Source organism: Geodermatophilus sp. SYSU D01186 (assembly GCF_054050215.1).
This window is the reverse complement of sequence record NZ_JBJGYW010000013.1, coordinates 21,792-46,018: the sequence shown is the minus strand read 5'-3', so window position 1 is coordinate 46,018 and position 24,227 is coordinate 21,792. Positions and strand designations below refer to the sequence as shown.

Below are 24,227 nucleotides of genomic sequence, written 5' to 3'. Positions count from 1 at the left end.
CCTCCCCGGCTGGGTAGCGTCGGCGATCATGCGCGGGATCATCCTGGCCGGGGGCACCGGCAGCCGCCTCTTCCCCATCACGCAGGCGGTCAGCAAGCAGCTGATGCCGGTCTACGACAAGCCGATGGTCTACTACCCGCTCTCCACGCTGATGATGGCCGGCGTCCGCGAGGTGCTGGTCATCACCACCCCGGGCGACCAGGCGGCGTTCCGCGCGCTGCTGGGTGACGGCAACCGGCTGGGGATGCGGATCGAGTACGCCGTCCAGCCGCGCCCGGAAGGGCTGGCGCAGGCCTTCCTCATCGGCGCGGACTTCATCGGCGACGCGGCCGTGGCGCTGGTCCTGGGCGACAACATCTTCTACGGCGCGGGCCTCGGCACGGCGCTGGGGCGGCTGCCCGAGCCCGACGGCGGGCACGTCTTCGCCTACCACGTGGCCAACCCGCAGGACTACGGCGTGGTGGAGTTCGACGGCGGCGGCCGGGTGCTCTCCATCGAGGAGAAGCCGGCCCGGCCGCGGAGCTCCTACGCGGTGCCGGGGCTCTACTTCTACGAGAACTCGGTGGTCGACGTCGCGCGCGGGATCACGCCCAGCGCGCGGGGCGAGCTCGAGATCACCGCGGTCAACGACCACTACCTGCGCCAGGACCGGCTGACCGTGACCGTGCTCGACCGCGGCACCGCGTGGCTGGACACCGGCACCTTCACCTCGCTGCGGCAGGCCACCGAGTTCGTGTCGGTGGTCGAGGAGCGGCAGGGGCTCAAGATCGGGTGCATCGAGGAGGTCGCCTGGCGGCAGGGCTGGCTGGACGACGACGGCCTGCGCCGCGCCGCCGAGCCCCTGGGCAAGAGCGGCTACGGGGACTACCTGCTCCGCCTGCTGGACGAGCCCCGCGTCTGAAGGAGGACCCCCTGCTCCCCACTCACGCGGGACCCTGCAGGGGGCCGGAACCCGGGACGGGGCCGCTCACCGGCGGCGGTGGTCGGTCGCGGCGTTGCGCGGGCCGAACCGCGGCGCCCGCGCGACGCCCCCGGCCAGCAGCAGCCGCACCACCCGCTGGCGCTGGCCGCGCCACGGCTCGAGCAGGGCCATCATCGCGTCGTCGTCGGTGCGCGCGGCCCCGGTCAGCGCGAAGCCCACGTGGTTCTTGAGGTGGTAGTCGCCGTAGCTGACCGTGTCGGGGCAGCCGAACACCCGCTGCACCACCTCGGCCGCCGTCCAGACGCCGATGCCCGGCACCGACCTCAGGCGGCGCTGCAGGTCGGCACAGTCGACCGCCGCCCCCGGCTCCAGGCGGGCGGCGACGCTCGCGACGGCCCGCAGGGCGCGCCGGCGGGCCCCGTCGAGACCGCAGCGGTGCCACTCCCAGTCGGTCACGTCCAGCACCCGCCGCGGGGAGGGGATGACCCGCATCCCCTCCGGCGCCGGACCGGGGGCCGGCTCGCCGGCCAGCCGCAGCAGCGCCCGCCACACCCGGTGTGCCTCGACGACGGTGACCTTCTGCTCCAGGACGGCGGGCACCAGGGCGTCCCAGGTGCGGCCGGTGCTGCCCAGCCGCAGCCAGGGGGTGCTGCGGTGCAGCCGGGTCAGCAGCGCGTGCCCGGCCGGGTCGAACTCCTCGGGCCGGTCCTCGGCGCCCAGCCAGCCGGGTACCGCCGCCCCGGCACGTTCGGCCCCGGGACCCCACGCGGTCACCCGCACCTCCCCGGCGGCGGCCACGATGCGGACCGTGGCCGGCCCGTCCGGCGTGCTCACCGTGCGCCAGGTGGCGCCGTCGGTGTGCCGCAGCGTCGGGTCACCGCTGCTGCGCTGGTGCGGGAAGAGCGTCCGGCGGAGGTCCAGCGGCCAGTCCGGTCGCCAGACGTCGGAGAAGACCGGCGCCGCGAGGGTGGTGCTCAGGTGGTGCTCCTGGGGAAGAGGACCCGCCGCCCGCGGGCGGCGGGGCGGGTCAGCGCGGCGCCATCCGGAGCGCGCCGTCCATCCGGATGACCTCGCCGTTCAGGTAGCCGTGCTCGACGATGTCCAGGGCCAGCTCGGCGAAGTCCGACGGGCGGCCCAGGCGCTTGGGGAAGGGTATGCCCGCCGAGAGGCTCTGGCGGGCCTCCTCCGGCAGGCTCCCGAGCAGCGGGGTGTCGACCAGGCCCGGGGCGATGGTGCAGACCCGGACGCCGACGCCGGAGAGGTCGCGCGCCGCCGGCAGCGTCATGCCGACGATGCCGCCCTTGGACGCCGAGTAGGCGATCTGGCCGATCTGCCCGTCGTAGGCGGCGATCGAGGCGGTGTTCACCACGACCCCGCGCTCCCCGTCCTCCCCCGGCTCGGTGGCGGCCATCGCGGCGGCGGCCAGGCGCAGCACGTTGAACGTGCCGACCAGGTTGACCATCACGGTGCGCACGAAGGGGTCGAAGTCGTGCGGCACATTGCCCTTGCCGACGGTGCGCTGCGCCGCCCCGATGCCGGCGCAGTTGACCGCGATCCGCAGCGGCCGGTCCTTCCCCGTGGCCTCGGCGACCGCCGCCTCCACCGACGCCGGGTCGGTCACGTCGGTGCGGACGAAGGTGGTGTGCCCGCCGAGCTCGGCGGCCAGCTCCTTCCCGCGGTCCTCCTGGATGTCGAGGATGGTCACGGCCGCGCCCCGGGCAGCGAGGGCCCGGGTGGTGGCCTCCCCCAGCCCGGAGGCGCCCCCGGAGACGACTGCGGCGACGTCGAAGTCCTTCACGGAGGCGAGGCTAGCGACTTCTGTGGGCAGGCTGGCGGGGGCACTCAGCTGAACTGTGACCCGTGTCGCTCCTCGACCGCGGCCAGCAGCTGCTTGACCCGCTCGGCGTCGCCGACCGGGCAGACCATCGTCACGTCCCGGGTGGCGACGACGACGCTGTCGCGCACCCCCACCAGGGCCACCAGGTGCGCCGGGTCGTCGCTGAAGACGATGTTGCCCGCGCTGTCCAGCGTCACCGCCAGCCCGCGGACGGCGTTGCCGCCGGCCGTCTCCAGGGTGGCGGCCAGCGCCGGCCACGAGCCGACGTCGAGCCAGTCGACGTCGAGGTCGGCGACCAGCACCCGCCCCGGCTCGGTCGCCGCCGGCTCGAGGACGGCGTAGTCGACGCTGATCTTCGGCAGGGTCGGGAACACCTCGGCCAGGACGGCCTCCCGCGCCGGCCCGGCCGGGACGGCGACCACCCGGGCCAGCCCCTCGGCGCTCGCGGGGAGGTGGTCGGCGAGCGCGTCGAGCACCGTCCGCGCGCGCCAGACGAACATGCCGGAGTTCCACAGGTACTCGCCCGACGCGAGGTAGGCCTCGGCGGTGGCGCGGTCGGGCTTCTCGCGGAAGGACGCCGCCTCCGCCACGCCCGCCACCTCCGTCGCCGGGCCGCGCTGCACGTAGCCGAACCCGGTGGCCGGCGCAGTGGGGCGGATGCCCAGGGTGACCAGCGCGCGCGGCCGCGCGGCGAGGGCGCCGTAGGCGGTGGTCAGCGCGGCGGCGAAGCGCTCGACCGGCCGGATGACGTGGTCGGCGCTGACCACGGCGAGCTCCGCGTCGGGGTCGACGTCGGCGACCAGCGCCGCGGCCAGGCCGACGGCGTTGGCGGTGTCGCGGGCCACCGGCTCGAGCACCAGCCGGTCGGGGCGCAGCCGGGGCAGCGCCGCCTGCACCTGGTCGCCGTACCGCGCGGCCGTGCACACCCAGATGCGCTCGGCGGGCAGCACCGCCTCGAGCCGGGCGAACGCCTCGGCCAGCAGGCTGTGCGCGGCGCCGTCCCCGTCGGCCACGACGTCCAGCAGCTGCTTGGGCCGGCCGGCCCGGGACAGCGGCCACAGCCGCGTGCCGGAGCCCCCGGCCATGATCACGGCGTGGCGCACCGTCAGCTCCTGCCCCGCCGGCGCGGCAGCGCCCGGGTCCCCCGCGCCTGGGTGCCCACGCCCTCGGCGCGCCGCTGGAAACGGGCGCCGGCGGCGACCTTGCCGCTGACGTGGGAGACGAGCATCCGGCCGCCGAGCCCGGCCCGCAGCGCCAGCCGCAGCGGCGCGTGCCGCCGCAGCGGGTACTGGCCGGACAGGTAGCGCAGCGCACTCGTGTGGTGCACCCGCTGCATGCGGTGCGGCTCGCGGCGGGTGGCGTGCCCGCCCTCGTGCGTCACGACCGCGGAGGGGGCGTAGACGTGCAGCCAGCCGCGCCGGGTCAGCCGCTCGGCGAGGTCGACGTCCTCGAAGTACATGAAGTAGCCGGGGTCGAAGCCGCCGACCGACCAGAACGCGGCGACGTCGACCAGCAGGCACGACCCCGACAGCCAGCCGGCCGCCCGCTCGCGCGGCGCCTCGCGCTCGCGCCGGTAGCGGGCGGTCCAGGGGTTGGCCGGCCAGACCCACCCCAGCAGCGCGTGCCCGGCGCCGGTGGAAAGCCGCGGCAGGTCGCGGGCCGACGGGTACAGCTCCCCCTCGGGGGTGCGGATCGCGGGGCCGAGCGTGGCGGCCCGCGGCCACCGCGCGGCGACGGCCAGCAGCTCGTCGACCGAGCCCGGCTCGAACCGGACGTCGGGGTTGGCCACCACCGCGTGGCCCTCGGTCAGCCCGGCCAGGCCGGCGTTGACCGCGGCGCCGTAGCCGATGTTGCCGCCGGTGCGCAGCAGGCGGACGTGCGGGTGCGCCGCCGCGGCCCGCTCGGGTGCACCGTCGGTGGAGCCGTTGTCGGCGAGGACGACCTCGACGGGGCGGGTGGTGGCCTGCGCCAGCGAGTCGATGAAACCCTCGAGGGCCTCCCCCGGCGAGTAGGTCACCGCCACCACGCGCAGTGGTGCGGTCTCAGGGCGCGCGCTCACGCGGAGGACACTACGAGCCGTCCCGCGGGACGGGGTGCACCCGCTGTGACCCCTGGTGCGTGAGGGACGGGCCCGTCCCAAATCTCCGTCGCGTGCCCTGAGGCGTCGGCGGTGCGTCGGTACAGTCGCAAGGCGTGACTTCAGCCAGTCCTGACCTCGTCGTCGTCGGTTCCGGGTTCTTCGGGTTGACCGTCGCCGAACGGGTGGCCACCCAGCTGGACAAGAAGGTCCTCGTCATCGACCGGCGCGACCACATCGGTGGCAACGCGTACTCCGCGCCCGAGCCGGAGACCGGTATCGAGGTCCACGTCTACGGCGCCCACCTGTTCCACACGTCCAACGAACGGGTCTGGCAGTACGTCAACCAGTTCACCGAGTTCACGAACTACCAGCACCGCGTCTTCAGCATCTACCAGGGCCAGACCTACAGCCTGCCGATGAACCTGGCCACGATCTGCCAGTACTTCGGCAAGAGCTTCTCCCCCGAGGAGGCGCGCGCGCTGGTCGCCGAACAGGCCGCCGAGTTCGACACCGCCGAGGCGAAGAACCTCGAGGAGAAGGCGATCTCCCTGATCGGCCGGCCGCTCTACGAGGCGTTCATCCGCGGCTACACGAAGAAGCAGTGGCAGACCGACCCCACCGAGCTGCCCGCCGCCGTCATCGCCCGGCTGCCCGTGCGGTACACGTTCGACAACCGGTACTTCAACGACACCTACGAGGGGCTGCCGAAGGACGGGTACACCGCCTGGCTGACCCGCATGGCCGACCACCCGAACATCGAGGTGCGGCTGTCGACCGACTACTTCGACGTCCGCGACGACCTGCCCAAGGACGTGCCGACCGTCTTCACCGGCCCGATCGACAAGTACTTCGACTACCAGGCCGGTGAGCTGGGCTGGCGGACGCTGGACTTCGAGACCGAGGTCCTGCCGATCGGCGACTTCCAGGGGACGTCGGTGATGAACTACGCCGACGAGGACGTGCCCTTCACCCGGATCCACGAGTTCCGGCACTTCCACCCCGAGCGCGACTACCCCGAGGACAAGACGGTCGTCGTCCGGGAGTTCTCGCGGTTCGCGCAGACCGGCGACGAGCCGTACTACCCGATCAACACCCCCGAGGACCGCGCCAAGCTGGAGCGCTACCGGGAGCTGGCGACCAAGGAGGCCGCCGAGAAGAGGGTGCTCTTCGGTGGCCGGCTGGGTACGTACAAGTACCTCGACATGCACATGGCCATCGGCTCCGCGCTGACCATGTTCGACAACCGCATCCGTCCGTTCTTCGACCAGGGCCAGTCGCTCGACGGCCGCCTGGAGGACTGACGTGCTGCCGACGACCGCCTGCCCGTCCGACGGCCGACCGCTCCAGGAGAACCACCCGTGACCGACCCCCACGACCAGACCGGCGCGCACCGCGTCTTCGAGATCCTCCACGAGCCGGACTGGTTCTCGGGGCTGTCCTCTCGCGAGGCGCGACTGCTCGACGGCGCCCTGGCCTTCCACTGCCTCGCGCGGCCCGGTGAGCGCATCCGGGCGACGGTCCTCCGGACCGACGGCCCCCACTTCCCCGCGCTGACCGACACCCGCACCTCGACGATCGAGTGGCCCGACGACCGGACCGTCGTCGGCACCATCGAGGCACACACCGCCGGCCACCCGGTGCCCACCACCGGGGTCGTCGACGTCGTCCTCGACCTGGGTGGTCCGCACGAGGCGCTCATGCGGACCGAGCCGCCCGCCGGCCGGGTACTCGCGGCGCGCGACGCCGTCCGTCGCCGCGCGCCGGTCGCCTTCGACGCGCTGCGTCAGCTGCGCACCGACCGGCTGGAGAACCGGCGGCTGTCCCAGCCGATCCCGCGGGTCGGCCGGCTGCACAACAGCAACACCGGCTCGTCCCGGGGCCACACCAAGGCCGTGCTGTTCGGCCTGCACTGGCTGGAGCTCGGCGGCGCCGAGAAGTGGGCCGCCGAGACGATCGGGATGGCGCGCGAGGCCGGTCTGCTGCCGATCGTGCTGAGCGACCGCCCCTCGGGTCACCCCGACATCACCCGCCCCGTCTTCGACGACGCCCTCGTCATCCCCCTGACCCACCCGATGCAGGGCCCGCAGGAGTCGCGGCTGCTCAGCCAGCTGTTCGAGCGATTCGACGTCCGCGGTGTGCACATCCACCACTGCACCTGGCTCTACCAGCGGCTGCCGTGGATCCGCGCCCAGTACCCGGGCACGGAGCTGGTCGACTCGCTCCACGTCCTCGAGTGGCGCACGGGGGGCTTCGTCGACATCGCCCTGCGGATGTCGAACGTGATGGACGCCCACCACGTCATCTCCCCGCAGCTGCGCGACTACCTGGTCGACCGGCAGGGGCTGCCGCGGGAGAAGGTGGCGCTGGCCACCCTGGCCGACCTCACCGTCGACGCCGCGGCCGACCGGCCCGCGCCCTCCTCCAGCCGCAAGCCGGGCGACCCGCTCACGGTGGCCTTCGTCGGCCGCTTCACGCAGCAGAAGCGCCCGTACCTGTTCCTCCGGCTCGCCGCGCAGCTGCGCAGCCGGCTCGGGGACCGGGTCCGCTTCATCATGCACGGGGACGGCGAGCTGGCCTCCGACGTGCGCAGCGACCACGCCCGCCTCGGGCTGGCCGACGTCGTGGAGCTCCGCGGCCCCGGTCGTCCGGTCTCCGGCACCCTCCAGGAGGCCGACGTCCTCGTCATCACCTCCGACAACGAGGGCGTGACGCTGACGTCGTTCGAGGCCGACGCGCACGACGTCCTGGTGGTCAGCAGCGACGTGGGCTCCCAGGCCTCGGTCGTGACCCCGGAGCTGCTGCTCCCCCGAGCCACCGTCCCCTTCCTGCGTGCCGCCGAGCGCACGCTGGTCTCCCTCTGCGAGGACGAGGGCCTCGCCACGCGGCTGCTCCTCGAGCAGCGCGCGCGGGTCGATGCCTTCGCCGCGCTCCCCCGCGCCCGGGACTGGACCCGGTCCCTCTACGAAAGGTGGGCCTCTTGACCACGACGAACGTGGCCGCGGTCATCGTCACCTACAACCGCGCCGACAAGCTCGGGAAGGTCATCGAGCAGGTCCTCGCCCAGGACCGTCCGGCCGAGCAGGTGATCATCGTGGACAACGCGTCCACGGACTCCACCGCGGAGGTGCTGGCCGCCTACGAGGGCCGCCCGACCGTGCACATCGAGCGGCTGACCACCAACACCGGCGGGGCCGGCGGCTTCGCGCACGGCATGTCGGTGGCCTACGAGCGGGGCGCGGACTTCGTCTGGATCATGGACGACGACTGCTACGCCGACACCGATGCCCTGCGCGCGCTCCTCGACGGGCACGCCGCGGCCGAGGAGAACATGGGGCTGCGGCTGCCGTTCGCCTGCTCCGTGGTGCGCTGGACCAACGGTGACATCTGCGAGATGAACAACCCGGAGCCCACCTGGGACTGGGGCAAGCTGCTCGTCCGCGGCCAGCAGACCGTGCTGGTCAACTCCTGCTCGTTCGTCTCCGTCATGTTCCCGCGCTGGGCCATCACGCAGTTCGGCCTGCCGCTGTCGGAGTACTTCATCTGGTTCGACGACCAGGAGTACACCCGCCGCATCACCGCCGCGGGCCCGGGCGTGCAGGTCCTGTCCAGCACCGTCACCCACGACCTCGGCGTCAACCGCGGGGTCAACTTCGGTGACGTGAACGACTCGAACATGTGGAAGTTCGAGTACGGCGTCCGCAACGAGGCCTCCTACCGCTGGCACCACGAGGACCCGTTCGCCGCCCTGCGCTTCGCCCAGCGGCTGCACACGGGCCTCAAGGGCGGCAAGGTGCCGTGGCGCCTGCGCCGCCGGCTGGCGAAGAAGTTCCTCGAGGGCGTCCGCTTCGACCCGAAGCCGGCGTTCCCGCGGACCGTCCTCTGACACCCGCTGCTCGAACGACGAGAGCCGCCGGCGCCCATGCGCGCCGGCGGCTCTCGTCGTCGTGGAGGGAGTCGGACACGCGCTCCCGCGCGCGGTGACCCCGCCGGTCAGGGGCGGGTGCCGGGCATCCGGAAGCGCTCCCTCCGACCGGCGCGGGTCAGCGCCAACCAGTCGCGCAGCCCGCGGGCGTCGCGCCGGCTGAGGAAGAACCAGCCGAACCGCACCAGCTCCAGCGGGAACAGCCAGCGCATCCCCGGCTGGGCCATCAGGTAGCCACGGTTGCGATAGGTGAAGTACCGCTTGGCGGCGTCGCCCGGGTACTGCGCGGACAACCGCCCGCCGAGGATCGGCAGGAACTCGTCCCCGCCCTGCGGGTGGACGTACGTGGCGCGCAGCGTGGTGCCGAACCGCAGCCCGGACCGGCGCAGCCGCCGGTGGATCTCGGTCTCGTCCCCCCGGATGAACAGCCGCAGGTCCGGGACACCGACGGCGCGGAAGGCGTCCGCGCGGAACAGCGCGCCGTTGAACAGCGACGCGTAAGACGGGAGGAACTGCCCGGGGCGGAAGTCGTCCACGCGGCGGCGCCAGCGCAGACCGCGGCGCAGCGGGAAGGCCAGCCGCTCCGGGTCGGCCTCGTCGACGACGGCCGGCGAGACCTCCGCGAGGTCCCGGCGGCGCGCCTCGGCCAGCAGGGTCGCGAGGACGTCGTCCCCGCCCGGGCGGCCGTCGTCGTCGGCGCACCACACCCAGTCGGCGCCGAGGGAGAGGGCGGTCAGCAGGCCCAGCGCGAAGCCACCGGCACCGCCGAGGTTCGTGTGCGACGGCACGTAGACCGTCGGGACGTCGCAGGCGCGGACGACCGCCTCGGTCTCGGCGTCGGCGCCGTTGTCGACCACCACGACCGTCCCGACCGGGGAGGCCTGCCGGGCCACCGCCTGGAGGCTCTGCCGCAGCAGCTGCGGGCGCCGGTGCGTGACGATGACGGCGACGACCAGGTCGCCGCTGCCAGGGGGCGCAGACGTCACGCCGCGCCGTGCCCCTTCTCGACGAGTGCCTCGGGGCCCTTGTAGGCGAGCAGGACGTCTGTGAGCGAGCCGTGCTGCTTGACCCGGCCGTGCTCCATCCAGATCGCGCTGGTGCACAGCCGCTTGAGGAACTCGTCGGAGTGCGACGCGAACACCAGCAGGCCGGCGCGGTCCACCAGGTCGCTCAGGCGGTCCCGGGCCTTCTCGAGGAACGCCGCGTCCACGGCGCCGATGCCCTCGTCGAGGAGCAGTATCTCGGGGTCGATGCTGGTGACGACGCCCAGCGCCAGCCGCACCCGCATGCCGGTCGAGTAGGTGCGCAGCGGCATGGACAGGAAGTCGCCGAGTTCGGTGAACTCGGCGATGTCGTCGACCCGCTTCTCCATCTGCTTGCGGGTCATCCCGAGGAACAGCCCGCGGATGAGGATGTTCTCGTAGCCGGAGATCTCCGGGTCCATGCCGACGCCCAGGTCGAAGACCGGCGCCACCTTGCCCCGCACCTCGGCCGAGCCCCTGGTGGGCTCGTAGATGCCGGCGAGCAGCCTCAGCAGGGTGGACTTGCCGGCGCCGTTGTGCCCGACGAGGCCCACGCGGGCCCCCTCCTCGAGGTCGACGGTGATGTCGCGCAGCGCCTGGATGACGGGGACCTTGGTGTCGCTGGCGATGTTGCCGCCCACCACACCGAGCACGGTCTTCTTCAGCGACCGGCTCTTGGCGTCGAAGATGGGGAAGTCGACGGACGCATCGCGCGTCGTGATGCTGACCACGGGTCAGTTGCCTCTCTCGTGCCTGGTCGGGTGGGCGTCAGACCCAGTAGGCGACGCGCGCGCGGTACCGGCGCATCACCACGAGGGTCAGGACCCAGCCGACGACGGTGATCGCCAGGACGACCACCCAGTGGCGCACCTGCTGATCGGCCCCCAGCAGGGGCGCACGGACGATCTCCACGAAGTGGAGGAAGGGGTTGAACTCGGCGATCCGCGCGCGCTCGGCGATCGCCGGGTTGGGACTGTTGAGCAGGTCGTCGTAGATCCACACGATCGGCGTGAGGAAGAACATGAGCTGCACGATGCTCTGCGTGATGGGGGTCAGGTCGCGGAACCGCGTGCTGACGATGCCCGAGAGCAGCGCGACCCACACGCCGTTGAGGACCAGCAGGCCGAAGGCGGGGACGACCGCCACCGCCGTCCACTTCAGCGGCTGCGGGAAGATGAACAGCATCACCACGTAGACCAGCATGTTGTGCACGAAGAAGAGGGACTGCCGCCACACGAGCCGGTAGACGTGGACGCTGATCGGTGCGGGCAGGTGCTTGATGAGCCCCTCGTTGGCGATGAACACCTCCGACCCCTCGTTCACGCAGCCCGCGATGAAGCCCCAGATGATCATCCCGACCAGGATGTAGGGCAGCTGCTCCTCGAGGGGGTTGCCGAACAGACCCGCGTAGAGGATGCCCAGGGCGACGGCGGTGACCGCCATGCTGATGGTGATCCAGATGGGGCCGAGCAGCGAGCGGCGGTAGCGCTGCCGGATGTCCTGCCAGCCGAGGTGACCCCACAGTTCCCGCTGCCGCCACCCTCCGGTCAGGTCTGCCAAGGCCCTCCGGGTGGGGGATTCGGGCACGGTGGTCGCTGCACTCACGTACTCGACGCTACCTGCGTCCGCCGCGACACCCCCGGAGGCGCGGTTGTGACGGACGACCTCGTCCGTCCGCCATCGCCCCGCCCGTCCCTCACTTCACGGAGACCACAACCTGTCCACCGGAGGTCACGAGGACAGACCCCCGTTCGAAGTCCATGCGCGTCCCGCCGGTCACCCGGTACTCCTCGCTCGCCGGGAAGCCGAGGGACCCGGTCTCGTACCCGGAGGTCGCCCAGGCGTCGTAGAACCTGCCCCGGATCGAGTGCGCCCCGGTGGCCGGCGACCAGTAGACGGCGCCGCCCTGGAACCGGTTGTAGGCACCGTTGGGGACGTGCGTCTCGTCGGTGACCGGGTACCCGAGGAAGCCGTTCTCCCAGCCGGTGGCGGCCCAGGTCGCGTAGATCGCGCCCTTGACCACGTGCGCTCCCGTCTCCCGGGAGGTGTACACCGACCCGCGCTGGAAGTGCTGCACCCCGCCGTCCTGGCCCCGGCCGAGCCGGGTGACGTCCGTGCCGGGCAGGCCGAGGGCGCCACCGGCCCCTCCCCACCGCTGCCAGGCGTCGTCGATCCCGCCGGAGACGGCGTGCGCCCCGGTCGTGGCCGACCAGTAGACGGCGCCGTTCTCGAAGGTCGTGACCGTCCCGTCGGTCCCGGTCACGGGCGCGGCGTCCGCGGTCGGGTACCCCAGGGGCCCGTTCTCCCAGCCGGTGGCCGCCCAGACCCGGTACGTCGGACCCGAGACGACGTGCGCCCCGGTCGCCTCCGACCAGTACAGCGAGCCGCCCAGCAGGTGGACCACCGCGCCGCCCGTCGCCGTCGTCGCCTGGTCGGTCGCGGGGAAGCCGAGGGGGCTCGTGGGGCCGCCACGCCGGTGGTAGTCCGCGGCCGTCGGGCCGGACAGCACCCGGGCACCCGTGGAGGGGGACCAGTAGATGCCCCCGCGCTCGAAGAGGTTGTACGTACCGCCGGGGACGACCTGCTCGTCGGACACGGGGTAGCCCAGGGACCCCGCCTCGTACCCGGTCCGCGCCCAGGCGCTGTAGATCGCCCCCTTGACGAACCGCAGACCGGTCGACGGCGACTGGTAGAGGGCACCGCCGGCGAAGACCTGGTAGGAGCCCGACCTCGTCGACCGCAGGTCGGAGTGCGGGAACCCGAGGAACCCGCCGTACCCGCCCAGCGCGGTCCACCGTTCGGCGACCGCGCCGGTCACCGGGTGCGCGCCACCGGACGGCGACCAGTAGATCGTGCCCCCGGTGAACGACGTGTACGCGCCACCGGGCACGTGGACCTCGTCCGTCGTCGGGAAGCCGAACGATCCGGCCTCGTAGCCCAGCCGGCCCCACGCGCTCCAGATGTCGCCCTTGACGTAGTGCGTGCCGGTGCCGGGCGACCAGTAGAAGGCACCGCCCTCGAACACGCTGTAGGTACCGCCGGGGACGCTGGTCTCGTCCCTGGTCGGGTAGCCCATGAAGCCCGTCTCGTAGCCCGTGCGCGCCCACTGGGTCCAGATGTCGCCCTTGACGAAGTGCGCTCCGGTGGCCGGCGACCAGTAGAGGCCGCCGTTCTGGAACAGCTGGTAGCACCCACCGCGGGCGAGCCCGCAGGTGGCGGCGGACGTCGCGTCGCCGAGCAGCCCGGTCGCCCCGCCCAGCGAGGCCCACTTGTCGGCGAGCGCCGCGCCGCCGGGACTCTGCGTCGACCCGAACCAGTCCGTGTAGTAGAGCCAGAAGTTCCGGTTGCCGTAGGCCGAGCAGCCGTCGCCCGAGCCGTACTGGGCGTCGAGCGCGGCCTGGTTGGGCTGGTAGGGCGTGTAGTTGTAGAGGCCGGCGGTGGCCACGTTCTGGATGTAGACCTGCGAGGAGCCGCAGCCCGCGTTCGGGTGGAAGCGGACGGCCTGGGTGCGGCCGGCCTTGTGGTTGTAGCTGTCCGGATTGGCCGCGTAGACGCGGAACTTGCGGGCGGCGCTGTAGACCTGCAGCGCGAGCCCCTTGTAGGCCGGGTCGCAGGGCGCGGTGTCCGGGCAGCCGTAGCCCAGTGCCTGCTCGTACCGCAGCGGGTTGAGGCTGTACCGGCCGTCGGGCAGCCGGGTCGTCCCGCCGCGCATCGTGACCAGCGACTGTTCCTTCTGCAGCATGACCAGCAGGACCCGCGGGTTGATGCCGCAGGCCCGCCCGGCCTTCGCCAGGATCTGCGCCGCCGTCTCGTTGGCCGCCCCCTGGTAGGTCGAGCAGTACGCGTCCGCGGCACGGGTCCCGGTGTCCTGCCGGTAGTCCTTGAGGCAGGGCGTCCCGTCGGGGGCTGCGGTGCACTGCGCGCCCCGCTGGTCCAGGAAGGTCTGGATCTGGCCGGCGTCCATGCTGCCGCCGTCGAAGAACAGCGCGTCGGAGATGACGTTGCCGGCCTGGAACTGGCGGGCGTCGGCGGCCGAGGCGGCCGGTGCCGACACGGCGACCAGCAGCGGGACGGCGACGAGCGCGGCGACGAGCACCGCGACGAGGCGGGCGACGCGGGACACGGTGGATCGGGTCACGGCACGTCCAGGGGGGTCTCTGCGGAGAGGGCCGCGGTCGTGGACGACTGGTAGCTGAGAGTCGCCGTCCATGTCCCCGAGGTCACCTGCGGGTCGTCGATCGTGAGCCAGCCGCACGCCGTCGTCGTGGCGTCCGCGGTCGCGGCCTGGGTCGTCTCGAGCCGGACGCCGTCGCGTTCCAGGGCGAGGGTGCACTCCCCGTCGGACTCCACGACGCCGCTGACGTAGCCCGCGACCTCGGCGCCGCCGCCCGGCACCCACTCGGCGAGGGTGATCACGACGTCGACCGGCGCGGCCAGCTCCTGCGCATCCCCGAAGGCCACCGGCGTCTCGCCGGCCCCCCGGTCGCGCAGCACCGTCACGACGAGGACGGCGAGCAGGCAGGCACCGAGGACGGCGATCCCACCCGCTCGGCGGACGCGCGGGCGCATGAGGGAGGTGCGCATGGGTTCTCCTCGCTCTCTCGGTGGACGCACGGCCCTCCGGCACCGGTCGAGGCGGGTGCCCCGACCGGCGGCCGGCGGACGGTGCGGCGGTCAGCGCGCAGAGACGGTGGCGGTCCCCCGGGCGTCGACGAAGATGGAGCCGCCCTGGAAGTCGTGGCGCGTACCGCCGGAGTAGGGCTGGGCGTCCGTCGTGGGGAAGCCCAGCGCACCTCGCTCGGAACCGAGCCGCAGGTAGAGGTCGTAGGCCGCGCCCGTGACCGCCCGTGCGCCGGTGTTCGGCGACCAGTAGATCCCGCCGCCGGCGAAGGTGCTGTAGGTCCCGCCCGTGGTGTTGGTCTCGTCCTTGGTGGGGAAGCCCAGCGGGCCCGTCTCGTAGCCGCTGGCGGCCCACCGGTCGTAGATGGCGCCCTTGACGAAGTGCGCACCGCCGGCGGGCGACCAGTAGACGGCGCCGCCCTGGAAGAGGCTGTAGGTGCCGCCCCGGACGTTGGTCTCGTCCCGGGTCGGGAAGCCGAGGAAGCCGGTCTCGTAGCCGTTGCGCGCCCAGGCCTCGTAGATCGCGCCCTTGACCATGTGCGCACCGCTGGCCGACGACCAGTAGATGGCGCCGCCCTGGAAGAGGCTGTACGTGCCGCCCCGGACGTTGGCCTCGTCCCGGGTCGGGAACCCGAGCGGACCGGTCTCGTAGCCGTTGCGCGCCCAGGCCTCGTAGATCGCGCCCTTCACGACGTGGGCGCCGGTGGCCGGCGACCAGTAGATCGCCCCGCGCTGGAACAGGCTGTAGGTGCCGCCCCGGACGTTGGTCTCGTCCTTGGTCGGGAAGCCGAGCGACCCGCCCTCGTAGCCGGACCGCGCCCACGCGTCGTAGATGGCGCCCTTCACCATGCGGGCACCCGTGGCCGGCGACCAGTAGATGGCCCCGCCCTGGAAGAGGCTGTACGTGCCTCCCGGCACGTTGGTCTCGTTCCGCGTCGGGAAGCCGAGCTCTCCGAGCTCGTACCCCCGGGCGGCCCACGCCTGGTAGATCGCGCCCTTCACGAGGTTCGCGCCGGTGGCCGGGGACCAGTAGATCGACCCGCCCTGGAAGTGCGTGTAGGTGCCGCCGCGCGTGGTGGTCTCGTCGGTGGTCGGGAACCCGAGGACGCCGGTCTCCCAGCCGCTCCGGGCCCAGGTGTCGAAGGTCGCGCCCTTCACGACGTGCGCACCGGTGGCCGCCGACCAGTAGATGCCGGCACCGGCGAAGGGCACGTAGCTGCCCGTGCCGTTCCACGTGCCGGCCTGGTCCGCCGTGGGTGCGCCGAGCGCGGCGGGGCCGCCCCAGGAGAGGTACTTGTCGAGCAGGGGCCCGTTCCTCACCACGGTCGCCCCGGTCGTGGGACTCCAGTACACGCGGCCCTTGTCGTAGGCCTGCCAGGACACGCCGTTCGCCGTCTGCAGCGAGCCGACCGGGTTCCCGAGCGAGGCCGCACCGCCGGCCGCGGCGTAGCTGGCGGCCATGTCCGCCCCGCGATCGGGCATCTGCGCCGCGACCGCGGACCGGATCTCCCCGAGCCGGGCGTACCCGTACCGGCCGGGACAGGCCGTGCTCCCGACGTCGCGGTGACCGAAGATCGTCGGCAGCGTCACCGACTGGCCGGCGGCGTACTTCGCCGTCCCGCCGCCCTTGGAGGTGAGCACCGTGGTCCCGCGGGGATCGATGCCGTAGAGCGCGAACTTCCAGGCGATGATCGCGGCGACGGCGTCGATCATCGGCTGGGGCGTCTCGACCGTGTCGTAGTTGCCCAGCATCGAGACGCCGAAGGTGCCGGTGTTGAAGCCCCCGGCGTGCGCGCCGATGACGGTGCTGGCCAGGCCGCCGGCGCGGCCCTCCCACAGGCGACCGAACTTGTCGACGATGACGTTGTAGCCGATGTCGCCCCAGTTGAGGCTGACCGAGTGGTACCGGTAGATCGACCGCATCATCGCCGGCACCTGGTCAGCGGTGTAGTTGTTCGTGTCGGCCGTGTGGTGGAGCGTGGCCGCCTTGATCGTGGGTGCGTACTCGGGGTCCCACGACCGGATGCCCTCGTCCGCCCCCCACTGCGCACGCGAGTACACGTCGGGCATGGCCATCGCCGCCTGCGCGGTGTCCTGGATGTCCGGCGTCCCCAGGGAGGCGTCGGCCGGGCTCGACCCCGGGTCGACCAGGTCGAGCTGGACGTCGGTCGGCGTCGCGCCCGACCGGGCCACGACCTCGACCTCGACGCCCGTACTGGGGCCGGTCCACAGCGGGGCGGTGCCGGCCCGCCGGTCCTGTGCCGCGCCGTCGTCCTGGCCCGCGTCGGCCCCCACGTCCTCCGGCCCGACCTCGGTCCACTCCCCCCACGCGCCTGCCGCGTCCTGGACGCGCACGTTGACGAGGACGTCGCGGACCTCCGGGTCGTAGGCCCAGGTGACCCCGACGAGGGAGAAGGGTGCGACGCCCGTGCGCGTGACGGTGAGGGTCGGTGCGGCCACCGGGACGCCGGCCACGGGATCGGTCGTGCCCTCCTGCACCTCGGCGTCAGGAGCGGGCTGCTCCACCGACCCCAGCGGGACCTCGGCGACGGACGTGGTGACCGGCTGGGCCTCCGGGGTGGACTCGGCGTAGACGGGCAGCACGAGGATGGTCCCCGAGAAGGCGAGGAAGGCAGTCAGTCCCGCGAACAGGCGGCGCACGAAGTGGTCCTCCAGTGGGGCGGCGGCGGTCGCTGCCCCCGATCGAGGACAGATCTCTCCCCCGGAGGATCGGCACCTCGCAGGCGGATCTTGAGTCGACAGGCTGGCGCCGGCCGGGAAGTCGCCCCGCGCGGCCCGTCCCGCCCCACCGGCCCCAGCAGCACCACGCCGCGAACGCCCTCAGGACCAGGGCCAGCCCTTCAACGCCTCGTGCAGCGCCGTCCGCCACGGCCGCGGGGCGGGCAGCCCCGCGGCCCGCCAGGCGGAGCCGTCGAGCACCGAGTACGCCGGGCGGGGGGCCGGCCGTGGGAAGGCGGCCGTCGTGGTCGGGCTCACCAGTCCGGCGTCCGCCCCGACCTCCTCGTAGACCGCGCGGGCCAGGCCGAACCAGCTGACCGCGCCCTCGTCGGTGCGGTGCAGCACCGGCGGCGCCGGCTCCGGACGGGCGCCCAGGGCCACCAGGCCTGCGGCGAGATCGGCCGACCAGGTCGGTGACCCCACCTGGTCGTCGACCACGGAGACCGGCGCGCCGGACAGGGCGCGCCCGGCCATGGTGCGGACGAAGTTGGTGCCGTGCGCGCCGTAGACCCACGACGTCCGGACGACGGCGGCCTCGCCGCCCGCGGCCGCGACCGCCCGCTCCCCCGCCGCCTTGGTGCGCCCGTAGGCCGAGCGGGGCGCGACCGGCGCGTCCACCGGGTACGGCCGGGTCGCCGTGCCGTCGAAGACGTAGTCGGTGGAGACGTGCACCAGCCGCCCGTGCCCGGCCAGCTCCTCGGCCAGCCAGCCGGGGGCCCGGCCGTTGACCAGCAGGGCGGTGGACTCGTCGGTCTCGGCGGCGTCGACGGCGGTGTAGGCGGCGGCGTTGACCACCACGGGCCGCTGCCCGCGGGCGCGGGCCCCGGCCAGCCACGTGCGGACGACGGTCCGCACCTGCGCCTCGTCGGTGAGGTCGAGTTCGGCGCGGCCCACCGCGGTGACCGCGTCCTGCGGTCGCCCGGCCAGGACCGCGAGGAGGTCTCCGCCCAGCTGACCGCGGGCGCCGGTGACCAGCCAGGCGGTGGTGACGGCGTCGGTCATGCCCGGGCGGTGGCGGCCGCCGCCTTGAGCGGCTCCCACCAGGCCCGGTTGTCGCGGTACCACTGCACGGTGAGGGCGAGGCCCTCCTCGAAGGTCATGCGCGGGGCGTAGCCCAGGGCCGCGGTCTTCGAGTGGTCGACGGAGTAGCGCAGGTCGTGACCGCCGCCCCGCGGGTCGACGATGTTCTCGACGTAGCTCCAGTCGCGGCCGGTCGCCTCGAGCAGCTTCTCGGTGAGCTCCTTGTTGGACAGCTCCCGGCCGCCGCCGATGTTGTAGAACTCGCCGGGCCGGCCCTTCTCCAGCACGAGCTGGATGCCGCGGCAGTGGTCGTCGACGAACAGCCAGTCGCGGACGTTCGCGCCTTCGCCGTAGAGCGGCACCTTCTGCCCGTCGAGCAGGTTGGTGACGAACAACGGGATGACCTTCTCCGGGAAGTGGTACGGCCCGTAGTTGTTGCTGCAGCGGGTGATCGAGATGTCGAGCCCGTAGGTCTTCGCGTAGGCGCGGGCGATGAGATCGGCACCGGCCTTGGCCGCGGAGTACGGCGAGTTCGGCTCGAGCAGGTGGTCCTCGGTCCACGAGCCCTCGTCGATGGAGCCGTAGACCTCGTCGGTCGAGACGTGCACGACCCGGCGGACGCCGTGGCGCAGCGCGGCCTCGAAGACCTGCTGGGCGCCGACCACGTTGGTCAGCACGAACTCCGACGCCCCGGAGATGGAGCGGTCCACGTGCGACTCGGCGGCGAAGTTCACCACGGCGTCGTGCCCCGGCAGGGCCGCGTCCAGGTCGGCGGCGCTGCAGATGTCGCCCCGGACGAAGCGGAACCGGGGGCTGTCGGCCACCGGGGCGAGGTTGGCGAGGTTGCCGGCGTAGGTGAGCTTGTCGAAGACGGTCACCTCGGCGTCCTCGTGGCCGGGGTAGCCGCCCGTGAGCAGGGTCCGGACGTAGTGGGAGCCGATGAAGCCCGCTCCCCCGGTGACGAGCACGCGCATGGCCTCGATCCTCCCGTCGGGGTGCCCCCGGGTCATCATCCGCAGGGGTGAGGCGTGTCGCGCCCCGGTGGACGGTAGCCGCGCGTCAGGCGCCGGCAGGGGGACGGACCGGTCCCGCCTGGCCACCCTGCACCGTTGGTCCCACGCGCCCCGTGTCATGCCGTCGCGTCGCCCGCGGGACCCCGCCGGCGACCTACCATCGCCGACAGCCTCCGAGTCATGCCCGCTGCTGGACGACGGCGGCGAGCGGGGGGTCAGGCCCCCGGACGCGGCGTGTCGGCGCCGCCGCCCGCGCGGACCAGAGCAGACGGAAGGACGTCCCACGTGAGCCCGAAGAAGCCCGGAACCCCCGAGTCCGGCGACGGCCGGCAGCTGCCGGCCCGGCTGGACCCGCGCGCGGGCCGCCCCGGCTCCTCACGCACCGGCTCCTCCGCTGCCGGGTCGCGCCCGGCCGGCGGCGCCGCCGACGGGACCGCCGGGCCGCGCCGCACGCGCCGCGGGGCCATCGCCGGTCGCGCGGTGGCCGGCGTCCTCTCCGCGGCTCTGCTCGCCGGCTCCGGCTGGGGCTGGTACCTGGGCCAGGTCGCCGAGGCCACCGTGAACCGGACCGACGCGATCCCGACCGAGGGCAACGACGAGACCGGCACGGCCCCCGAGGCCATGAACCTGCTGCTCGTGGGCAACGACAGCCGGGCCAACCTCTCCCCGGACCAGCTGGCCGAGCTCAACGCCGGCACCGACTCCGGGATCAACACCGACACGATGATCCTGGTCCACCTGCCCGCCGACGGCTCCCGCGCGTCGTTCGTCTCCTTCCCGCGCGACTCCTACGTGCAGATCCCCGGCCACGGCTCGGACAAGCTCAACGCGGCCTACGCCTACGGATTCGCCGAGACGTCCGAGGACCAGCCGCTCGAGCAGCGCCAGGCGGCCGGCGCGCAGCTGCTGGTGCAGACCATCAGCCAGCTGACCGGCCTGCAGATCGACCACTACGCCGAGGTGGACCTGCTCGGCTTCTTCAACCTGACCTCGGTCGTCGGCGGCGTCGAGGTGAACCTCTGCGAGGCCGTGGACGACTCCCGCTGGTCGGGTGCGGTCTTCCCGGCCGGCGTCCAGACGATCAGCGGCGCCGACGCGCTGAAGTTCGTCCGCCAGCGCCACGGGCTGCCCCGCGGCGACTTCGACCGGATCGTGCGCCAGCAGGTGTTCATCGCCGGCGTGCTGCGCAAGATGCTCTCCGACGACGTGCTGCTCGACCTCGGCAAGCAGCGCCAGCTGGTCCAGGCGGCCTCGGAGTCGCTGACCGTGGACAAGACCCTGGACCTGTTCTCGCTGGCCGACCAGATGCAGTCGGTCACCGCCGGCAGCATCGAGTTCCAGACCATCCCCTACGTCGGCACCGACCGCGACGAGCAGGACCGGTCGATCATCCGGCTCGAGGACGAGGACACGCTGCACCAGTTCTTCAGCGAGCTGTCGGCCGAGCCCGAGGCCCCCGCCGAGGAGGCTCCGGCGGCCCCGGCGACGGTCGCCCCGTCCGAGGTCACGGTGGACGTGTACAACGGCTCGGGCGTCTCCGGGCTGGCCGCGAAGGCCAGCACCCAGCTGGGGTCGGCCGGGTTCGCCGTCGGGAGCACGGGCAACGCCGACTCCACCGACTACGACCAGACCGTCGTCCGGTTCGCCGCCGGTGACGAGGCGCTGGCCGCCACCCTCGCCGCCGCCATCCCCGGCGCGGTGACCGAGGCCGGCGACGACGCCACGCCCGGCACGGTGCAGCTGGTCCTGGGCTCGGACTTCAACGGCGTCGGCCAGGCCGTCGACCCGGCCGCGCCGCAGGAGCCGGTGGAGGGCCAGGACGCCTTCACCGCGGCCGACACCGACTGCATCAACTGATGACCGGCACCCCCGCCGAGCTCCTCGCCGCCACGCTCCGCCGCGACGCCGCGGCGCCCCTCGTCACGTACTACGACGACACCACCGGCGAGCGGGTGGAGCTGTCCGGCGCCACGCTGGCCAACTGGGTGGCGAAGACGGCCAACCTGCTGCAGGACGAGTTCGACGTCACCGCGGGCAGCACCGTGGCCGTCGCGCTGCCGGTCCACTGGCAGACGGCGGCGGTGCTGCTGGCGGTGTGGAGCTGCGGCGCGACGGTGCTCGACACCGCGGCGGAGGACGACGGCCGGCTGGACGGCGCCGACGTCGTCCTGGCCGCGCAGGACCGGCTGGCCCCGCTGGAGGAGCAGGACCTGCCCGAGCTGCTGGGCCTGTCGCTGCACCCGCTGGGCCTGGGCATGACCGGGTACGCCGGCCCGGCCCGCGACTTCGCGCTCGAGGTGCGCGCGCACGGCGACGTCTTCACCCCGTGGCAGCAGCCGGACCCGGCCGCGCCGGGGCTGCTGCTGGGTGGGCTCGAGCTGACCCTGGGCGGGTTGGTGGCCGCCGCCCGGGAGCTGGCCGGCCGGCTGGAGCTGACCGCCGGTGACCGGGTGCTCGTCGACGAGCGCACCGCCGGCGAGGCCGGCCCGGTGGCGTGGCTGCTGGCCCCGCTGGCCGCCGGCGCCTCGATCGTGCTCGTCCACGCGCCCGTGCCCGGGACGCTGGCCGCCCGCGCGGCGTCCGAACGGGTCACGGCTACGCTCGGCTGCACGATCGAGGGCATCCGCGAGCTGGGCCGCCCCGCCTGACGCAGTCGCGCCCAGCCGCCCGGACGGACGGTGGTTCCTGCATGGACAAGGTGGTGGAGAGTGCGGCCGCGGCGGTGGCCGACATCCCGGACGGTGCGGTGCTGGCCGTGGGCGGGTTCGGGTTGTGCGGGATCCCGTACGCGCTGATCGACGCGCTCCTGGAGCGGGGCAGCACGGACCTGACCACGATCAGCAACAACTGCGGGGTCGACGACGCGGCGCTGGGGGTGCTGCTGTACGCCGGGCGGATCCGCAAGACCATCTCCAGCTTCGTGGGCGGCTCCAAGGAGGTCGCCCGCCGCTACCTGTCCGGGCAGCTGGAGGTGGAGCTGACCCCGCAGGGCACGCTGGCCGAGCGGCTGCGCGCGGCCGGGGTGGGCATCCCGGCCTTCTACACCCCCACCGGGGTCGGCACGATGGTCGCCGACGGCGGCATCCCGGTCCTGTACGACGCCGCAGGCGCGGTGGTCAAGACCTCCCCGCCCAAGGAGATCCGCGAGTTCGACGGGGTGCAGTACGTGCTGGAGACCGCGCTGCGCGCCGACTTCGGGCTGGTCCGCGCCGCGCTCGGGGACCGGCACGGCAACCTGGTGTTCCACGAGTCGGCGGCCAACTTCAACCCGCTGGCCGGCATGGCCGCCCGGATCACCATCGCCGAGGTGGAGCGGATCGTCGAACCGGGGCAGATCGTGCCCGAGCAGGTGCACCTGCCCGGGGTGTTCGTCGACCGGATCGTGGCCGCCGACCCCGGCGACAAGAAGATCGAGAAGCTCACCACCCGCCCCCGCCCGGCCCCCGCCGCCCCCGCGGCCGCCGGTGACGAGGCCGTGCAGGAAGGCAACTGATCATGGCCCTGACCCGCGACCAGCTCGCCGCCCGCGTCGCCGCCGAACTGGCCGACGGCCAGTACGTCAACCTGGGCATCGGCATGCCCACCCTGGTGCCCAACCACGTGCCCGCCGGGGTGCACGTGGTGCTGCACTCGGAGAACGGCATCCTGGGCGTGGGCCCCTACCCGTTCGAGGGCGAGGAGGACCCGGACCTGATCAACGCCGGCAAGGAGACCGTCACCATCCTGCCCGGCGCGGCCTTCTTCGACTCCGCGCTGTCCTTCGGCATGATCCGCGGCGCCCACCTGGATGTCGCCGTGCTCGGCGCCATGCAGGTCAACCCGCGCGGAGACCTGGCCAACTGGCTGATCCCCGGCAAGATGGTCAACGGCATGGGCGGGGCGATGGACCTCGTCCACGGCGCCAAGCGGGTGATCATCATGATGGAGCACACCGCCCGCGACGGCTCGGCCAAACTCGTCGCCGAGTGCACCCTGCCGCTGACCGGGCGGGCCTGCGTGGACCGGATCATCACCGACCTCGCCGTCATCGACATCACCCCCACCGGCTTCACCCTGCGCGAGACCGCCCCCGGCGTACCCGTCGAGGAGGTCACCGCCAAGACCGGCGCCCCCCTCACCATCGCCGACGACGTCCACGAGATGCCCCTGCCCGCCACCGTCGCCTGACCGCGGCAGGCGGCGGCGAGGAGGTGCGGTGACCTTCTCGGTCGTCGCTCGGGACCCGGCCACCGGGGACCTGGGCATCGCCGTCTCGTCCTGCATCCTCGCCGTCGGGCGGGCGGTCCCGACCGCCCGCCCGGGCGTGGGCGTCGTGGCGGCCCAGGCCCGCAGCCGACGCGGGCTGGGGCCGGCGCTGCTGCACGGCCTGGCGGACGGCGCCGCCCCCGCCGACCTGGTCAAGCGGGCGGCGCACTCCGCCGAGGACGCCGACCGGCAGATCGCCGTCCTCGACACCGCCGGCCGGGTGGCCGCCGACACCGGCCGCGGCTCGTTCCCGGTCAGCGGGCACGTGCTCGGCGACGGGATGAGCGTCCAGGGCAACATGCTCGCCTCCCCGGAGGTGCTGCCGGCCATGGCGCAGGCGTTCACCGCGGCCCGCGGCGACCTGTCCGACCGGCTGCTGGCCGCCCTGACCGCCGGGCAGGACGCCGGCGGCGACGTGCGCGGCCGGCAGTCCGCGGCGCTGCTCGTGGTCAGCGGCTCCCCCGCCACCGACGAGGACGACGGCGTCCGGATGGACCTGCGGGTCGACGACTCCGGCGACCCGGTGGCGCAGCTGCGGATGCTGCGCAACCTGCAGCGCGCCTACGACGAGCGCGACTACGAGCACCTGGCGCTGTTCGCCCCCGAGGGGTCCCGCGACCTCTACGCGGCGCTGGCCGCCTCGCAGCGCGGCGACCGGGCCGGGGCCCGCGCCGCCCTGGAGGCGATGCGGGCCCGCCCCGGCTGGTCGGCCTGGCTGTCGGCGATGGCCGGCGACTCCCGGCTGTCGGGGGTCTCGCGCCTGCTCGAGTGAGCCGGTCGCCGCCGCGCGTGGCCTGCGGCCGGGCC

21 protein-coding genes are annotated in these 24,227 nt (G+C 73.5%); 9 read left to right on the top strand and 12 right to left on the bottom strand.

Annotation, left to right across the window (positions count from 1 at the left end; genetic code table 11):
- Positions 1-28 precede the first annotated feature (28 nt).
- Positions 29-901, top strand: a complete 873-nt coding sequence (gene rfbA / locus ACI784_RS11550) for a glucose-1-phosphate thymidylyltransferase RfbA (protein ID WP_456923859.1) — start codon at positions 29-31, stop codon at positions 899-901.
- 66 nt (positions 902-967) lie between these two features.
- Here rfbA and ACI784_RS11545 read toward each other — a convergent pair whose 3' ends face one another.
- From ACI784_RS11545 to ACI784_RS11530, 4 genes are all read right to left on the bottom strand, one after another.
- A complete protein-coding gene (locus tag ACI784_RS11545) occupies positions 968-1,756 on the bottom strand; it encodes a DNA-3-methyladenine glycosylase family protein (RefSeq protein WP_457013583.1) in 789 nt (262 codons plus the stop codon).
- 193 nt (positions 1,757-1,949) lie between these two features.
- On the bottom strand, positions 1,950-2,720 hold the full coding sequence (locus tag ACI784_RS11540) for an SDR family NAD(P)-dependent oxidoreductase (RefSeq protein WP_457013582.1): 771 nt from the start codon (positions 2,718-2,720) through the stop codon (positions 1,950-1,952).
- A gap of 44 nt (positions 2,721-2,764) precedes the next feature.
- Complete coding sequence (locus ACI784_RS11535) at positions 2,765-3,862, bottom strand: mannose-1-phosphate guanylyltransferase (protein WP_457013581.1); 1,098 nt, start codon at positions 3,860-3,862, stop codon at positions 2,765-2,767.
- A gap of 2 nt (positions 3,863-3,864) precedes the next feature.
- Positions 3,865-4,818: a glycosyltransferase family 2 protein gene (locus tag ACI784_RS11530; protein WP_457013580.1), complete on the bottom strand. Its 954-nt coding sequence runs from the start codon at positions 4,816-4,818 to the stop codon at positions 3,865-3,867.
- Between the two features lie 134 nt (positions 4,819-4,952).
- Between ACI784_RS11530 and glf the strand changes: the two genes are divergently transcribed.
- From glf to ACI784_RS11515, 3 genes are read left to right on the top strand one after another with little or no spacing between them, the layout of a single operon-like run.
- Entirely contained in the window at positions 4,953-6,140 is a 1,188-nt protein-coding gene (gene glf, locus ACI784_RS11525) for a UDP-galactopyranose mutase (protein ID WP_457013579.1), read from the top strand.
- Positions 6,141-6,197: 57 nt separating this feature from the next.
- Positions 6,198-7,820, top strand: a complete 1,623-nt coding sequence (locus tag ACI784_RS11520; protein WP_457013578.1) for a glycosyltransferase — start codon at positions 6,198-6,200, stop codon at positions 7,818-7,820.
- Positions 7,817-8,722, top strand: a complete 906-nt coding sequence (locus tag ACI784_RS11515) for a glycosyltransferase family 2 protein (protein ID WP_457013577.1) — start codon at positions 7,817-7,819, stop codon at positions 8,720-8,722. Before ACI784_RS11520 ends, ACI784_RS11515 begins: the two co-directional genes overlap by 4 nt.
- Before the next feature lie 107 nt (positions 8,723-8,829).
- Here ACI784_RS11515 and glfT1 read toward each other — a convergent pair whose 3' ends face one another.
- From glfT1 to rfbB, 8 genes are all read right to left on the bottom strand, one after another.
- Positions 8,830-9,747, bottom strand: a complete 918-nt coding sequence (glfT1, locus tag ACI784_RS11510; RefSeq protein ID WP_457013576.1) for a galactofuranosyltransferase GlfT1 — start codon at positions 9,745-9,747, stop codon at positions 8,830-8,832.
- A complete protein-coding gene (gene wzt, locus ACI784_RS11505; RefSeq protein WP_457013575.1) occupies positions 9,744-10,514 on the bottom strand; it encodes a galactan export ABC transporter ATP-binding subunit Wzt/RfbE in 771 nt (256 codons plus the stop codon). The genes glfT1 and wzt overlap by 4 nt, the downstream gene beginning before the upstream one ends.
- Positions 10,515-10,551: 37 nt before the next feature.
- Positions 10,552-11,388 carry a galactan export ABC transporter permease subunit Wzm/RfbD gene (gene wzm, locus ACI784_RS11500; RefSeq protein ID WP_457013574.1) on the bottom strand — a complete coding sequence of 279 codons (837 nt, stop codon included), beginning with the start codon at positions 11,386-11,388 and terminating at the stop codon, positions 10,552-10,554.
- 91 nt (positions 11,389-11,479) lie between these two features.
- Positions 11,480-13,921: a hypothetical protein gene (locus ACI784_RS11495; RefSeq protein WP_457013573.1), complete on the bottom strand. Its 2,442-nt coding sequence runs from the start codon at positions 13,919-13,921 to the stop codon at positions 11,480-11,482.
- Positions 13,918-14,367: a hypothetical protein gene (locus ACI784_RS11490; protein WP_457013572.1), complete on the bottom strand. Its 450-nt coding sequence runs from the start codon at positions 14,365-14,367 to the stop codon at positions 13,918-13,920. The genes ACI784_RS11495 and ACI784_RS11490 overlap by 4 nt, the downstream gene beginning before the upstream one ends.
- 90 nt (positions 14,368-14,457) lie before the next feature.
- Positions 14,458-17,064: an N-acetylmuramoyl-L-alanine amidase gene (locus ACI784_RS11485; protein WP_457013571.1), complete on the bottom strand. Its 2,607-nt coding sequence runs from the start codon at positions 17,062-17,064 to the stop codon at positions 14,458-14,460.
- A gap of 180 nt (positions 17,065-17,244) precedes the next feature.
- Positions 17,245-18,144: a dTDP-4-dehydrorhamnose reductase gene (rfbD, locus tag ACI784_RS11480; protein ID WP_457013570.1), complete on the bottom strand. Its 900-nt coding sequence runs from the start codon at positions 18,142-18,144 to the stop codon at positions 17,245-17,247.
- Positions 18,141-19,136, bottom strand: a complete 996-nt coding sequence (gene rfbB / locus ACI784_RS11475) for a dTDP-glucose 4,6-dehydratase (protein WP_457013569.1) — start codon at positions 19,134-19,136, stop codon at positions 18,141-18,143. Before rfbB ends, rfbD begins: the two co-directional genes overlap by 4 nt.
- 324 nt (positions 19,137-19,460) lie before the next feature.
- Between rfbB and ACI784_RS11470 the strand changes: the two genes are divergently transcribed.
- From ACI784_RS11470 to ACI784_RS11450, 5 genes are read left to right on the top strand one after another with little or no spacing between them, the layout of a single operon-like run.
- Positions 19,461-21,032 carry an LCP family protein gene (locus tag ACI784_RS11470; RefSeq protein WP_457013568.1) on the top strand — a complete coding sequence of 524 codons (1,572 nt, stop codon included), beginning with the start codon at positions 19,461-19,463 and terminating at the stop codon, positions 21,030-21,032.
- A complete protein-coding gene (locus ACI784_RS11465; protein WP_457013567.1) occupies positions 21,032-21,823 on the top strand; it encodes a TIGR03089 family protein in 792 nt (263 codons plus the stop codon). Before ACI784_RS11470 ends, ACI784_RS11465 begins: the two co-directional genes overlap by 1 nt.
- A gap of 41 nt (positions 21,824-21,864) precedes the next feature.
- Complete coding sequence (locus tag ACI784_RS11460) at positions 21,865-22,668, top strand: CoA transferase subunit A (protein WP_457013566.1); 804 nt, start codon at positions 21,865-21,867, stop codon at positions 22,666-22,668.
- A gap of 2 nt (positions 22,669-22,670) precedes the next feature.
- A complete protein-coding gene (locus tag ACI784_RS11455) occupies positions 22,671-23,342 on the top strand; it encodes a CoA transferase subunit B (RefSeq protein ID WP_457013565.1) in 672 nt (223 codons plus the stop codon).
- Between the two features lie 28 nt (positions 23,343-23,370).
- Positions 23,371-24,192, top strand: coding sequence for a DUF1028 domain-containing protein (locus ACI784_RS11450; RefSeq protein ID WP_456925658.1), 822 nt, complete (start codon positions 23,371-23,373; stop codon positions 24,190-24,192).
- Positions 24,193-24,227 lie beyond the last annotated feature (35 nt).

Bases quoted from the DNA above. Each gene is read 5' to 3' on its own strand.
- rfbA (WP_456923859.1), top strand. From the start codon at position 29: ATGCGCGGGATCATCCTGGCCGGGGGCACCGGCAGCCGCCTCTTCCCC.
- ACI784_RS11490 (WP_457013572.1), bottom strand. From the start codon at position 14,367: ATGCGCACCTCCCTCATGCGCCCGCGCGTCCGCCGAGCGGGTGGGATC.
- rfbD (WP_457013570.1), bottom strand. From the start codon at position 18,144: ATGACCGACGCCGTCACCACCGCCTGGCTGGTCACCGGCGCCCGCGGT.
- rfbB (WP_457013569.1), bottom strand. From the start codon at position 19,136: ATGCGCGTGCTCGTCACCGGGGGAGCGGGCTTCATCGGCTCCCACTAC.
- ACI784_RS11465 (WP_457013567.1), top strand. From the start codon at position 21,032: ATGACCGGCACCCCCGCCGAGCTCCTCGCCGCCACGCTCCGCCGCGAC.
- ACI784_RS11460 (WP_457013566.1), top strand. From the start codon at position 21,865: ATGGACAAGGTGGTGGAGAGTGCGGCCGCGGCGGTGGCCGACATCCCG.
- ACI784_RS11455 (WP_457013565.1), top strand. From the start codon at position 22,671: ATGGCCCTGACCCGCGACCAGCTCGCCGCCCGCGTCGCCGCCGAACTG.